Consider the following 13,504-nt stretch of genomic DNA (forward strand, 5'->3'; position numbering starts at 1 on the left):
CATGAACAAAGAGTTCGCGACACCGGAAGAATACGGACTGGCCGATCTCCTCTGCTGCGCCGCCTCCCGCGAAGTGCAGGACAACGAGATCGTCTTCGCCGGCACCGGCCTCCCCATGGTGGCCATCATGCTGGCACAAAAGACCCACGCGCCGAACCTCAAGCTGATCTTCGAGGCGGGGACGCTGGACGGCCGCCCCCCCGAGATCCCCACCTCGGTCGGGGACGCCCGCTGCGAGATGGGCGCCTCGCGCTCCTCCGGCCTGCACGACGCCTTCAGCATCGCCCAGCGCGGCTACGTAGACCTGGGCTTCCTGGGCGGCGCCGAGGTGGACCAGTACGGCAACGTCAACACCACCTGCATCGGCGATTACCTGAGCCCCGAACTGCGCCTGACCGGCAGCGGCGGCAACCCCGACATCAACTCCTTCGCCAGGCGCACCGTTTTCATCATGGTGCACGAGAAGCGCCGCTTCACCGAGCAGGTGAGCTACATCACCAGCCCCGGATGGCGGGTGCGCAACTGGCCCAGCGGCGAAACTGTGCACCGGCGCGAACTCTACGGCGCGGCGTACCGCGGCGGCCCTTCGGCCGTCATCTCGACACTCGGTGTCTTCCGCTTCGACGAGGAAAGCGGGCGCATCTACCTCGATACCTGTCACGCGGGCAACACGCCGGAGCAGATCCGGGACATGTGCCAGTTCGACCTCGACATCTCGCGGGTCAGCGGCGAGACGCTCCCTCCCACCAGGGAGGAGTTGCACTTCATCCACGAGGTGCTCGACCCGGAGCAGATCTTTATTCCCAAGGTGAAGCGGGGGTAGCTCTCCGCCCTCGCGGCCTCGGGTTTTTTTGCCCTCTTCCAGGAGAGGGTTTTTTTTAAGGACGATCTCCATCTTACGTCAACGTCAACGAGGTTGGTAATGCTAGTCGTAGCCTGCATCAAACAGGTGCCGGACACCACCCAGGTACAGATCGACCCCGTCACCAATACCCTGGTGCGCGAAGGGATCCCCTTCATCGTCAACCCGTACGACGCCCATGCCCTGGAGGAGGCCCTCAGGCTCAAGGACCAGTTCGGCTTTCGGGTCGCCGCGGTTTCCATGGGTCCTCCCAACGCGGAGGCCACGCTGAAAAAGGCGCTGGCTCTCGGGGTGGATGAGGCCATCCTCCTCTCCGACCGCGTCTTCGGCGGAGCGGACACCCTTGCCACCAGCCGGGTACTCTCCGAAGCGATCGAAAGGCTGAATCAGCAGGAGCAGGTCGGCATCGTCATTTGCGGCAAACAGACCATCGACGGTGATACGGCCCAGGTTGGGCCTGGCATCGCCACGCGACTTGGCTACACCCAACTCACCCTGGTGGATCGGATTGACAAGCTTGACCCGTTCCAGGGACGGATTACGGTGCGGCGCAAGCTGGAAGGGCGCCACGAGACCGTGGAGGCTCCGCTCCCCGTGCTGCTCACCGTGGTGCGCGAGGTGAACCTCCCCCGCTATCCGACCGTCCCTATGCGGCTGGAATCCGAGGCGGCGGCGGTGCAGGTCTGGACCAACCAGGAGTTGCAACTCGACCAGAACGGTATCGGCCTGAAAGGTTCCCCGACCTGGGTAAGCCGTATCTTCTCACCGCAGCGTGAAAAGGGGGAGATCGTAGGGGACGGGGCTGCCGATCCGGCAGGCGCGGCCCACCTGCTGGTCGACAGACTTTTGAGCAGGGATCTGCTCGTCGTATAGGAGACGTGATGACCGAGGCGAAGCGAGGGGTGAAAAAACCGCGGGGCAAGGCACAGCTGATCGAAGGACGGTGCATCGCCTGCGGCGGACGCTGCGAAAGCGCCTGCCCGGTGGACGCCGTCGAGATGACCGGTGGCGGCGAGCCGGAGATCATCGCGTCCAAGTGCATCGGCTGTGTCAAGTGCGTCAAGGTCTGCCCGGCCCAGGCGCTGGAAGTCGTCTTTACGGAAGAAGAGCGGCGGATACTGGAAGAGCTGGCGCTGGCCAGCGGCACCGATACGGAAGAAGCCGACCCGGAGACGCGTGCCCTCGCGGAGAAGCTGGCGGCCTACCGCGGTGTCTGGGTCTTCGTGGAGCAGACCGAAGGGGAGTCGGCCCGGGTTTCCTGGGAGCTGATGGGGAAGGGGCGTGAGCTGGCCGACACCCTGGGGGTGCCGCTTTCGGCGGTCGTGATCGGGTCGCACGTCGAGGAACTCTGCTACCACTCATTCTGTTACGGGGCGGACCATGCCTACCTCGTGGACGAGCCGGTGTTCCGCCACTACCGCACCGAGGCCTACCTGAAGGCAGTCTGCCGGCTGATCGAGAGCTATAAGCCGGAGATCGTGCTCATGGGAGCGACCGGTCTGGGACGGGACCTGGCCGGAGCCGTCGCCACCGTGGTCGGCACCGGGCTCACCGCGGACTGCACCGGGCTCGGCATCGATGACCGGCGCAACCTGATGCAGACCCGTCCCGCCTTCGGCGGCAACATCATGGCCACCATCATGTGTGACAAGTTCCGTCCCCAGATGGCCACCGTTCGCCCCCACGTCATGCCGCTGCCGGAGCGCGTCGAGGGCAAAAGCGGCCCGGTCATCCGAGCCGCGAGCGGGGTCATGGAAGAGGACATGCTCACCAAGGTGCTGGCGGTGGTCTCGGACCGGAAGAAGGACCAGGTGGACGTCGCTGGCGCCGAGTTCATTGTCTCCGGTGGGCGCGGCATGATGGGGAAAGAGAACTTCATCCTGCTGCAGGAGCTGGCCGACGAGCTGGGCGGGGTTGTCGGCGCCTCGCGCAGCGCCGTAGATGCCGGGTGGATGCCGCACGAGCGGCAGGTGGGGCAGACCGGCAAGACCGTGCGCCCCAAGATCTACGTTGCCTGCGGCATCAGCGGAGCCATTCAGCACCTGGTCGGCATGCAGGACTCCGACCTGATCATCGCCATCAATCGTGACCCGGAGGCGCCCATCTTCGAGGTCGCCCATCTCGGCATCGTGGGTGATCTGTTCGAAGTCGTCCCCGCCCTTACCGAGCGGCTGCGGAGCCTGAAACAGAAGGCGCCGGAAACTGCCATCTGCTGCAACGGGTAAAACCGCCTCACGCAAAGCCGCAAAGGCGCCAAGAACAAAAGAATTGTCTTTGCGCCTTTGCGGCTTTGCGTGAGGAAAAAAGGATTCACCATGTCACCAAATCCCAAACTCTTCGCATTCCTCTTGGCGCTCTCCACCTCCGCCTTCGTCATCGGCTGCTACCGCCGGTTCAGCCTCGTTGCGCTCGGGCGGCCCAATTACCGGCTTGACTCACCGGGGACACGCTTCTCACGCATGCTCCGGCTCGCCTTCGGCCAAGAGCGGGTGCTCGACAGAACTTTCGGCGCGAACCACTTCGTCATCTTCTGGTCCTTCATCATCCTCGCCGTCGCCAACGCCGAATTCCTGGTCAGCGGCCTGCTGCCGCAGGCAAGCCTCGCGATGCTCCCCACGCCGATCCAGCACACGCTGCTCTTTGTCTTCGACCTGGTCTCCCTGTTGGCCCTCTTCGGCGTCCTGTTCGCCTTCGCCCGCAGGCTCTTCTTCCCCGAACCCTCCCTGACCAGCGACTACGTCAAGGCGCGCAGCCCCGAAGCCTTGCTGATCCTTTCCCTGATCGTCGTGCTCATGTTGGCCTACTTCGGCCTTCATGCCGCCCGGATCGCCCTCGGCAGCGAGCCCGCCTCCGTGCTCCCGGCCTCCGCCTTCATCGCTGCCAACCTGTTGGCGCCACTCGGTTTGGATGCCGCCACCCTAGCCAGCTGGTCCTGGTGGCTGCACGCTCTCGCGCTGCTTTCCTTTCTCGCCTACCTTCCGCAGAGCAAGCACATGCACATTCTCACCGCCATCCCCAACTGCTTCCTTGGCGACCTTAATCGGCCCAACACGCAGCCCCGCGAGGAATTTGCCAGGGGGAAGCACTTTGGGGTGGGGCGGGTGGATGAGTTCACCTGGAAGGATCTCTTCGACTCCTTCTCCTGCACCGAGTGTGGCCGGTGCCAGGAAACCTGCCCCGCCGCCGGGACGGGAAAGTCGCTCAATCCCCGCGGCGTAATCCACGCCATCAAGACCAACCTCCTTGCCAACGGCGCTGCCCTCCGCACTGGCGATACACCGCGTCTGCCACTCATCGAGGCGGCTGGAGAGACGAAGCCGGGTGAGGGGAGCACCGGCGAGGCCGCCATCTGGGCCTGCACCACCTGCGGGGCCTGCATGAGCGTTTGTCCGGTGCTCATCGAGCATATGCCCAAGATCGTCAAGATGCGTCGCCACCTGGTGCAGATGAAGGCCTCCTTCCCGGAGGAACTCACCACCTTTTTCGAGAACATCGAAGCCCGTAGCAACCCGTGGGGCATCGCTCCGACCGAACGTACCAAGTGGCATGGCACCCTGCAGGTCAGGCCATTCGAAGAGGGGCGGACCGAATATCTCCTCTACGTCGGCTGCGCGGGAGCTTTCGATGCACGGCAAAAGCAGGTGACGGTGGCGCTCGCCACCATCCTCGACGCGGCCGGCGTTTCCTGGGGCACGCTAGGCAAGGACGAGCGCTGCTGCGGCGACAGCCTGCGCCGCCTGGGCAACGAGTACGTCTTCGACCGCACCGCGCGAGACAACGTCAACCTCCTCGCCGAGCGCGGCGTGAAAAAAATCGTCACCCAGTGCCCGCACTGCTTTTCCACGCTCAAAAACGACTACCGCCAGTACGGCCTCGAACTGGAAGTGGTGCACCACTCGGAACTGATAGCCGCGCTGATGGCGAGTGGTCAACTGGAACTGAAACAGCGGGTGGCGGACCTGGGGCGGGTGTTGTTCCACGACTCCTGTTACCTTGGGCGGCACAACGACATCTACGCGGCACCCCGGCAGGTGCTCATTGCCGCGACCGGAGACTCCCCCGCCGAATTCGTTCGCAACGCAAAGCGCTCCTTTTGTTGTGGTGCCGGAGGCGGGCGGATGTGGCAGGAGGAGCAGGAAGGGGAGAGGATCAACCTGAACCGGGTCAGGGAGGCGCTGCGACAGGAACCCGACACCATCTGTGTCAGTTGCCCGTACTGCCTGACCATGATGGAGGACGGTCTGAAGGATCTGCAGGGGGACTCGGTCAAGGTGAAGGACCTGGCCGAGGTGGTGGCGGAGGGGCTGCGCGCTTGAGAGCCTACGCAAAGCGGGTGATGTGTTGTTGGAATTATTAAAAAACTTTTTCGCCCTCTCCTAATGTGGTAACCTCTTCCGGTTTCACCGCCACCAGCCGGAACCGGGAAGGGTCACCATGGGAGTCGACGCAGATAAATACCACGCCTTGTTCGAGCAGATGGCGCAAGGGGCGTTCTTCCAGTCCGCCGATGGAACGCTGACCGACGTCAATCCTGCCGCTCTCGAGATGTTCGGCCTGACGCGAGACGAGTTCATGGGGCGCACCTCGGTGAACCCGCAATGGCGCGTGATTGGCGAAGACGGTGCCGACCTCCGCCCTGAGCAGCACCCCTCCATGGCCGCCCTCAGCAGCGGCCGTCCCGTGCTCGATTCCGTAGCCGGAGTCTTCAACCCGCGCAGAGGATGTTTCTGCTGGTTTAACCTGAACGCCATCCCGATGTTCCGCCCCGGCGAGTCCTCGCCGTACCAGGTCTTCGTGACCATGCACGACATCTCCAGCCAGAAGCGGGTCAGCGATATCCATCTCTCCCGCCTGCGCGTGGTCCAGTACGCGAACGCTCACTCACTTGACGAACTGATGGCCAACGCGCTGGACGAAGTCGAGAAGCTGACCGACAGCGCCATCGGCTTTTACCACCTCTTCGACGCATCTACCGGATCCGTCGTCTTGAAAGCGTGGTCCACCAGTACCTTGGAGAACTTCTGCCGTGTCGAAGAGCGGAACCGCCAGTACAGCGTGGACGAGGCCGGCGTCTGGGTTGACGGCCTGCGCTCCGGATCAGCCCTTATCTACAACGACTACAACAGTCTGCCGCACCGCAAGGGGGTTCCCCCGGGGCACGCGTCCATTGAGCGCATCCTGGTGGTCCCGGTGCAAAGAAACGGGGAAGTGGTCGCCATTTTGGGCGTCGGCAACAAGTCCTCCGACTATACCGAGGCCGACGTCCATACCGTCACCCTGTTCGCCGACCTTACCTGGGACGTCGCCCAGCAGAAGCAGATGCAGAGCAAGCTCCTCGCCAAGAGAGACGAACTGAAGCAGGCCAACGAGCTCCTCGAACAGCGCGTCAGTCAGCGTACCGCTGACCTGCAGGCGGCCATCCGGGAGCGTGAATCGTTCAGCTACTCCGTTTCACACGACCTGCGCGCGCCCTTGCGTCACATCAGCAGCTACAGTTCCATCCTCATCGAGGAGTATGGCCCCGAACTACCCTACGAAGCCCGCACCTACCTTGATCGCATGCGGGGGGCCGCCAACCAGATGGGATCGCTCATCGATCACCTGCTGGAACTCTCCCGGGTGGCCAGGGCAAGCCTCACCATGGAGCCTGTCGACGTCAGTGCCGCCGCGGCAGCTATTCTGCATATGCTCCAGGAAACGGAACCGCATCGGATGGTCTGCCAGGAGATCGAGCCGGGGCTCATGGTCCGCGGCGATGCCCACCTTATCAAGCAGCTGCTGGGTAACCTGCTGGGCAACGCCTGGAAGTACACCTCGAAGACCCCCTTCCCGAGGATCGCGGTGGGCAAGTCGATCGCCTCAGGCCACGAAGCCCTCTTCGTAACCGACAACGGCGCCGGCTTCGACATGGACTACCAGGGGAAGCTCTTCAAGCCCTTTGAACGGCTGCACGGTTCCGAGTTCGAAGGCGTCGGGATAGGGCTCGCCACCTCGCACCAGATCGTGGAGCGCCACGGCGGCAGGATCTGGGGCGAAGGGACGGTGGGTAAGGGTGCTACCTTCTACTTCACCCTGGGCGAGTGAACGTCTGTTATTCGCCGAGTTCCGGGTCCGCCTTCCGTTGAACGGCCATGATGCTGGGCAGGTTGCTTTCGATCCAGTCTGCCAGGGACTCGACCTTTTCTCCAATGGCCCTTCCCAGCGGGGTCAATGAATATTCCACGTGCGGCGGTACCACCGGAAAGGAAACACGGTCGACAAAGCCGTCCCGCTCCAGGTACTGCAGCGTCTGCGCCAGCATCTTTTCACTCACACCGCCTACCTTGCGCCGCAACTCGCTGAATCGGTGCGTCTTTTCCATCAGTGCAACCAGCACGAGAACTCCCCACTGACTGGTCACATGCTTCAGTATCTCCCGGGACGGGCACTGCACACAGAACAGCTCCCCGCGGCGCATCTGGTCCGACAGGCTGACTACTTCCGGCTCACTCATGACACTTACCTTTTTGTGCGTACTTACTTTTTGTAATCGTTGTTGCTATGCTCCACCTGTAACATAAATCGCACCGACACATAAAGGAGATAGTCACATGATCGTCATCACCGGAGCCACCGGACAGTTAGGACGCCTCGTCATCGCATCGCTGCTCAAGAAGGTACCAGCCTCGCGCATCGTCGCCGCGGTCCGCAACCCCGACAAGGCCAAGGACCTTGCCTCCCTGGGCGTCCAGGTCCGCCAGGCCGACTACAACTCGCCCGATAGCTGGGGGGCTGCACTTGCCGGTGCCGAGAAGGTGCTGCTCATATCCTCCAGCGAGGTAGGCCAGCGCATCAACCAGCACCGTACCGTTATCGATGCCGCCAAAAAGGCAGGGGTAAAACTGCTCGCCTACACCAGCCTGCTGCGCGCCGACACTACACCCCTCGGCCTTGGCGCCGAGCACATTGCCACCGAGACGCTGATTCGCGACTCCGGCATTCCCTTCGTCATCCTGCGTAACGGCTGGTACACCGAGAATTATGCTGCCAGCATCCCGCCGGCGGTCGAGCACGGCTCCTTCTACGGTTCCGCAGGCGAAGGACGGATCGCGTCGGCCGCCCGCGCCGATTACGCGGAAGCAGCCGTCGCGGTGCTGACCACGGCAGGGCAGGGGGGGCGCACCTACGAACTGGCCGGCGATACCTCCTACACCCTCGCCGAGTTGGCCGCCGAGGTGTCGCGCCAGTATGGCAAGCCGGTCAACTACGTCAACCTTCCCGAAATGGAATTCAAAAACCTCCTGGTATCGGTAGGGCTTCCGGAGCCGTTGGCAGCACTCCTGGCCGATTCCGACAGCGGTGCGGCGCAAGGAGGGCTCTTCGACGACGGCCACCAGTTACGCTCATTGATCGGCAGGCCCACGACTCCGCTGGACGCTGTCATAGCAGAAGGCAAAGCAGGCGCTTGACGCCCTCACCATTCCCTTTCGGGGCTGTTGCCAACAGAAAAAGCCCGCCGGTGTTGCCGCGCGGGCTTTTTCCACTTTTCACCCCAATCTCTTTATAATCTAAAGAGGACGAGGTCATGTCCCGGTGAAAAGGAGCACAGAGATGAAAACTAAAATCCGGTACCTGGTTGTACTCGTGGTGCTGTCCTCAATGCTGTCGGGCTGCATTGTCGTGCCGGTAGACGGATATTATGGGCACTACCGCGGCTACTATTACGATGACTATGACGGCCACTACGGGCGCGGCCCGCATGGCTGGCGCAGGTAGAGCAGTTGCAGGAAAGCCCGCCGAGTTGCTTGGCGGGCTTTCTTGTTGCGCGAGGGGGAAACTAGCTACTTTAGCGGCAGGTAGATGTCGGTGATCAGTTCGTGCTCGGCGACGTCGGGAAGCAGGTTCAGGTAGTTGAAGAAGAGCGGGAAATCACGCAACTCCTCGCCGCTTTTCGGGAACCAGTCGCGGCAGAGCGGATAGACGGTGTCGCCGATCCGGTCGTGGGAACCGAGATGGCGCGCCACGGCGCAGCGGCCGCTGGGAATGACGCTGTTGAACACCCCCTGCGGGTTCTCCGGGACCTCCTGTGAAACTTCGCCGCAGATGTCAAAGCGGAACTGCTCCGGCTCGACGTTGGAGGGATCGTCGTAGACGATGCCGAAAGTAAGTGACTGCTTTACCGGCGATAGGCCGCTCTGCTTGCGCCACTCAATGAACCGAAGCGCCGAGTCATCCAGCTTCTCGGGTGCGCCCCGGTGGGCCAGGACCGCGATCCGCGTCTCGGGGAACTCCACGATCTTCACATCCATGTCTTCACTCCTTTCGTTGGGCGGCAGCCGGAAGCGCTCCTTCCAGGGCTGCCATTGAGGTGATTTTCTGAATTGAGAGGGGGACTGTCCGAACATCTGGCGAAAGGCGCGGGCAAAGGCTTCCGGGCTGTCGAAGCCCGCATCCAGCGCGATGTCGATGATGCGCTCGTTCCGGCGGTATATTAACCGGTAAGAGGCATGTTTGAGCCGCAGCAGCCGGATGTAGGCGAAGACCCCGATGCCGGTATAGAGCCTGAACTGCCGGTGGAAGTGGAACTTGGAGAAGTGCGCCACCCGGCTCAACCGCTCCACCGTCAACGGCTCATCCAGGTGCCGCTCTATGTAGCGCAACACCCTGTCGAACCTCTCCGTGTATGCCTGTGTCCTGTCCATGTTCCTCGCCCCTCTCGATTCACTGGCCATCCTAACCGATCTTCGAGAGAGATTCCTGACCGAAATTGCTGAATGTGTCCCCACTGCCTGTGCCGCACAGCATACAAGTTTGTCGTTCTATGTCACAACGCCTAAAAAGGCATCACGAAGTTTTTGGCTCTATGATTCCTTGCTCCTCGGCAAACGTTGCATCCAACCGTCTTCGTGAGAGAATGTTCTGCACTGCTATGAGAGTGACAGCAATGTGATCGGGCGGCGGGGGGAGACGCAGATATGGCCATTGTGGCAATGATTGTTGGAGCTGTACTGGTGCTTCTTGTGCTGTGGGAAGGGTTTGAGACCATTATCCTGCCGCGCCGGGTGACGCGCCGTTTCCGTTTCACCCGGGTCTTCTACCGTAGCAGTTGGCGTCCCTGGACCTGGCTGATTCACAACTTCGTGCCACCCAAGCGCCGGGAAACCTGGTTGAGCTACTTTGGGCCGCTGTCGCTGCTCCTTCTTCTGAGCCTGTGGGCCGCGGTGCTGATTACCGGCTTCGCGCTCATCCACTGGGGCGGTTCCTGGTGCTTCTACCCTGATGGCGGCACCCTTTTCTTAAGTGACCTCTACTTGAGCGGCACCACTTTCTTCACGCTTGGCATTGGGGACGTGGTGCCCAAGACCAGCCTGGGACGCCTGCTGGTGGTGATCGAATCCGGGATGGGGTTCGCTTTCCTGGCCCTCATAATAAGCTACCTGCCGGCCCTGAACCAGTCCTTCGCCCGGCGCGAGGTGAGCATCTCGCTGCTCGATGCCCGCGCCGGCTCGCCTCCCACCGCCTCGGAGATGCTGCGCAGGCACAGCCACCAGGGGGGCTCCGAATCGCTACGGGAGCTGCTGCACGAGTGGGAACGCTGGTCAGCTGAGTTTCTCGAAGGGCATCTTTCCTACCCGGTGCTCGCCTATTTCCGCTCCCAGCACGATAACCAGTCCTGGCTGACGGCATTAACGGCAATCCTCGACACCTGCGCCCTGATCATGGCCGGGGTGGAGGGGACCTGCAAACGCCAGGCAGAGCTCACCTTCGCCATGTCCCGCCATGCCGTGGTCGACCTGGCGCTCGTGTTCAGGACCCAGCCGCGGCAACTGACCACCGACCGGCTCCCGCCCGCGAAACTGGACGAGATCTGCGACATCCTGCGCCACAACGGCCATGATCTGAAGGAGAGGGGCGTCCTGGAGCAGGACCTTGCCGAACTGCGCCTCATGTACGAGCCCTACGTAAACGCGCTCTCCCGGCATTTCAAGGTCGGTCTTCCCCCCTGGGTGGCCCGTGAAAACGGAATGGACAACTGGCAGGCCAGCTTCTGGAAGCCTCCCGCCAAGCGCCACAAAGAGCCCGAGGCGAGCGAGGAAAGGCATTTCTGATTCCTTGCTCCTTACATCCTGTTACTTCGTTTTCTTGTACGACAGATCGAACTGCGCCTGGAGAAACGCTATGTCGACGCCACGATCCGTCCCCGTGGCATCCCGGAAGAAACCACCGCTAAAAAGATGGGTGTAGGCCAGCATCAGGGAGAGATTGTCCATGGGGGTCCAGGTCAGATAGCTGGTGGTCTCGATGCCGATATCTTTGCTGAAGCCGCTGGGGACGTCCTGGGCCCTGAAGTAATGGTTGCAGAAGGTTAGGTTCAGGTTTGCAGGCAGGTCCGTTCCGAAGGAAAGGGTGTAGCTTTCGATGCCGCTGGCGTGACTGCTCCCGGCATCGAGGCCCGAGAGGTCTCCTACCACGCTGAGCAGTTCCGAGAATGAGGCATTGCTATTGGGGGTTTTGAATTCCTTGTTGAAGCGGATCCCGTCGGCGGCCTCCTGGCTCCCGGAACCGAGGGCATACCCTAACGAAATCTTGTTCTTGAGGCCGCGCCACTGCCCCTCCATGCCAAGGTCGACGTGGCCGCCGTAGGCGCGTATGTCGTCTGTCGTGCCGAGGGCTTGGCTGGTCAGTCGCCCCGACTCGTAGACCGGTTCCACCTCCACGGCCACCGGCCCCAACTTCGAAGTCATGCGCGCGCCCCATACGTAGAGCCGATCTCCGTTTACACGCCCCTCGAGGCCGGTATCGTAAAAGGAATAAAGCTCGACGTTGCTGTCGTCGTTAGGGGCATAGCCGGCATAGACGCCTGCCAGGACCCCTTTACGGTCGTCGGCGAAGCGACGGACGTAGCGCCCTCCTAAAAGGTCGATGGTGACTTCCTTGGCAGGTTTGACTCTCAGACGCAGGGAATCGAAGGTGAGCCCGTCGTTGAACGGGTCGTTGGAGAGGATAAAGCCGCTGCCGTAGTTGAATTCCTGCCGCCCGGCCCGCAAGGAGAGCAGTTCGCTTCCCGGCAGGGACAGGTCCGCGTACCCCTGGTACAGCGCGAACCGCGAATCATCCTGATGGTACCCGCCCCGTATGCCGTAACCTTGCCCCTCAATTCTTATTCCCACGGAATCGGCCGGGTTCCAGACCGCGTAGGGCTGCAGGCGGTAAACGAAGCGCCCCTCGTCGTGCCCGGGAGCATAGACCGCATCTCCTATGGCAAAGTTGCGGCTTAACTCCTGGCGCAGGTACCCATTAACCCCGAGTTGGTATGCCACAGGCAGGTTCTTCCCTTCAGCGGAAGGCTGGGCATCCTCACCCCACGCGGAGCCAGCTGCAACGACTATCAACAGCATCGCCACGCTCAAAGATATGGTTTTAAGTCTTCTCATCACACCTCCTCTAAGCCATGAAACAGCACTGCCGCGACAGCCGGTGCCAGTAAACTTCGCAGATATTAGATGTTTCGCCATGACACAGGCAAACTTTAGAGCAAGGAAATTATATTGGCTGAGTTGTACACACGTGGGTGGCAATAAAGCCGGAAGGGAAAAGAGGGTAAGCGGGAAGGGGAGTGGACGACAAGGCTGGGGGAGCGGCCCCAGCACGCGTTACCGGGCAGACCTTGGAACTTGGTACCGCAGTTCGGCGAACCCTGAGCCGAACTGCCGCACGGAAACCAACGTCAAAGGGGGGGTGACCAGGCGACGCGGGAAGAGCGGCTTCCCTTTGCCGAGGGTGACCGAACCGACTTGAACGATGATTTCGTCCAGTAGCCCGGCGTCGTAGAACTGCCCGGCCAGATCGCCTCCGCCGACGATCCAGATGTTCCTGGGTCCTGCCGCTTTCATCATTTCAGCGTGAACAGGCCGGACGTCACCACGCACGAAGTGGATGTTGGCACCCTCAAAGGTCTGCAATTCCCTGCTGGAGAAGATCCACACGGGCTGGGTATAGGGCCACGCCGTTCCGGTCTCGAGGGCTACCTCGTCGGCATGACGCAGCATCCACTCGTAGGTTGCCGAACCCATCGCCACTGCGCCCACTTCGGCAATAAATGCGGGATAGCTGGTCTCCTCGACACTGCCCAAGGGAAACAACCACTCCAACGAATCGTCTTCGGTGGCAATGAATCCATCGAGACTTGCCGCTGCGTAGTACTGGGTCTTCATAGGGGGGGCTTACCTCAAAGTTGGTGCTGCTCCGGACAGCTCGCCTTTCCTATTTCGCCAGCCGCTCGCACAGTTCCTTGAAGGCCGTGGTCTCCATCTTCAGCTCGACCGGTTTGCCGTTGTCCTGGTAGCCGATGGTGACGAGACCACCGACGATCTCGTGCTCCATCTCGGCGAAGAGGACCGCTTTCGGGTTGATCAGGAGGTTGCCGGAGCGGATGAAACCGCGGTTCTCCAGTTCCTGCGCCATCGCTTCCTGTTCATTTTTGTGCACCTTCTTGAACAGCTGCTTGCGCACCGAACTGCCGTCGAACCAGACGTCGATGAGACGGGTTTCGTCGCCGACCAGTGGGTTTTCAGCCGGTGTGGTGAGCTGGGCAGCAAGGATCTTGTCGATGTTGATATAACGCATTGCAAACTCCTTGGCAGTCGGATTGGTTACTGTCGG

The 13,504-nt window shown here is 61.7% G+C and carries 13 protein-coding genes; 8 read left to right on the forward strand and 5 right to left on the reverse strand.

The window, feature by feature from the left end:
* The first annotated feature begins 1 nt into the window (after nucleotide 1).
* The 5 genes from K7R21_RS02105 (at nucleotide 2) to K7R21_RS02125 (ending at nucleotide 6,946) form a co-directional block, all read left to right on the forward strand.
* Nucleotides 2–823, forward strand: a complete 822-nt coding sequence (locus K7R21_RS02105) for a CoA-transferase subunit beta (RefSeq protein WP_224981639.1) — start codon at nucleotides 2–4, stop codon at nucleotides 821–823.
* Nucleotides 824–922: 99 nt separating this feature from the next.
* Entirely contained in the window at nucleotides 923–1,735 is an 813-nt protein-coding gene (locus tag K7R21_RS02110; protein WP_224981640.1) for an electron transfer flavoprotein subunit beta/FixA family protein, read from the forward strand.
* An 8-nt stretch (nucleotides 1,736–1,743) separates the two neighbouring features.
* On the forward strand, nucleotides 1,744–3,087 hold the full coding sequence (locus K7R21_RS02115) for an electron transfer flavoprotein subunit alpha (RefSeq protein WP_224981642.1): 1,344 nt from the start codon (nucleotides 1,744–1,746) through the stop codon (nucleotides 3,085–3,087).
* 90 nt (nucleotides 3,088–3,177) lie between these two features.
* Nucleotides 3,178–5,178: a (Fe-S)-binding protein gene (locus tag K7R21_RS02120; protein WP_224981643.1), complete on the forward strand. Its 2,001-nt coding sequence runs from the start codon at nucleotides 3,178–3,180 to the stop codon at nucleotides 5,176–5,178.
* A 118-nt stretch (nucleotides 5,179–5,296) separates the two neighbouring features.
* Nucleotides 5,297–6,946, forward strand: coding sequence for a GAF domain-containing protein (locus K7R21_RS02125; RefSeq protein ID WP_224981645.1), 1,650 nt, complete (start codon nucleotides 5,297–5,299; stop codon nucleotides 6,944–6,946).
* A 7-nt stretch (nucleotides 6,947–6,953) separates the two neighbouring features.
* Here K7R21_RS02125 and K7R21_RS02130 read toward each other — a convergent pair whose 3' ends face one another.
* Nucleotides 6,954–7,355 carry a winged helix-turn-helix transcriptional regulator gene (locus K7R21_RS02130; RefSeq protein WP_224981647.1) on the reverse strand — a complete coding sequence of 134 codons (402 nt, stop codon included), beginning with the start codon at nucleotides 7,353–7,355 and terminating at the stop codon, nucleotides 6,954–6,956.
* Nucleotides 7,356–7,452: 97 nt separating this feature from the next.
* Here K7R21_RS02130 and K7R21_RS02135 point away from each other — a divergent pair, with 97 nt between their 5' ends.
* Together K7R21_RS02135 and K7R21_RS02140 are read left to right on the forward strand one after the other, a co-directional pair.
* Complete coding sequence (locus K7R21_RS02135; protein WP_224981649.1) at nucleotides 7,453–8,310, forward strand: SDR family oxidoreductase; 858 nt, start codon at nucleotides 7,453–7,455, stop codon at nucleotides 8,308–8,310.
* 142 nt (nucleotides 8,311–8,452) lie between these two features.
* Nucleotides 8,453–8,617 (forward strand): hypothetical protein, encoded by a 165-nt coding sequence (locus tag K7R21_RS02140; RefSeq protein ID WP_224981651.1) that lies wholly within the window; start codon nucleotides 8,453–8,455, stop codon nucleotides 8,615–8,617.
* Between the two features lie 65 nt (nucleotides 8,618–8,682).
* On the opposite strand, the gene K7R21_RS02145 is transcribed toward K7R21_RS02140, so the two are convergent.
* Complete coding sequence (locus K7R21_RS02145; protein ID WP_224981652.1) at nucleotides 8,683–9,543, reverse strand: AraC family transcriptional regulator; 861 nt, start codon at nucleotides 9,541–9,543, stop codon at nucleotides 8,683–8,685.
* Between the two features lie 273 nt (nucleotides 9,544–9,816).
* On the opposite strand from K7R21_RS02145, the gene K7R21_RS02150 reads away from it, so the two are divergent.
* Nucleotides 9,817–10,950 (forward strand): potassium channel family protein, encoded by a 1,134-nt coding sequence (locus tag K7R21_RS02150; RefSeq protein WP_224981654.1) that lies wholly within the window; start codon nucleotides 9,817–9,819, stop codon nucleotides 10,948–10,950.
* Between the two features lie 21 nt (nucleotides 10,951–10,971).
* Here K7R21_RS02150 and K7R21_RS02155 read toward each other — a convergent pair whose 3' ends face one another.
* The 3 genes from K7R21_RS02155 to K7R21_RS02165 form a co-directional block, all read right to left on the reverse strand.
* Nucleotides 10,972–12,276 carry an alginate export family protein gene (locus tag K7R21_RS02155; RefSeq protein ID WP_224981656.1) on the reverse strand — a complete coding sequence of 435 codons (1,305 nt, stop codon included), beginning with the start codon at nucleotides 12,274–12,276 and terminating at the stop codon, nucleotides 10,972–10,974.
* 219 nt (nucleotides 12,277–12,495) lie between these two features.
* Nucleotides 12,496–13,056, reverse strand: a complete 561-nt coding sequence (locus K7R21_RS02160; RefSeq protein WP_224981657.1) for a dihydrofolate reductase family protein — start codon at nucleotides 13,054–13,056, stop codon at nucleotides 12,496–12,498.
* Between the two features lie 49 nt (nucleotides 13,057–13,105).
* Nucleotides 13,106–13,468: a hypothetical protein gene (locus K7R21_RS02165; RefSeq protein WP_224981658.1), complete on the reverse strand. Its 363-nt coding sequence runs from the start codon at nucleotides 13,466–13,468 to the stop codon at nucleotides 13,106–13,108.
* Nucleotides 13,469–13,504: the final 36 nt, after the last annotated feature.

The sequence above is a fragment of the Geomonas agri genome, assembly GCF_020179605.1.
Taxonomy (GTDB): domain Bacteria; phylum Desulfobacterota; class Desulfuromonadia; order Geobacterales; family Geobacteraceae; genus Geomonas; species Geomonas agri.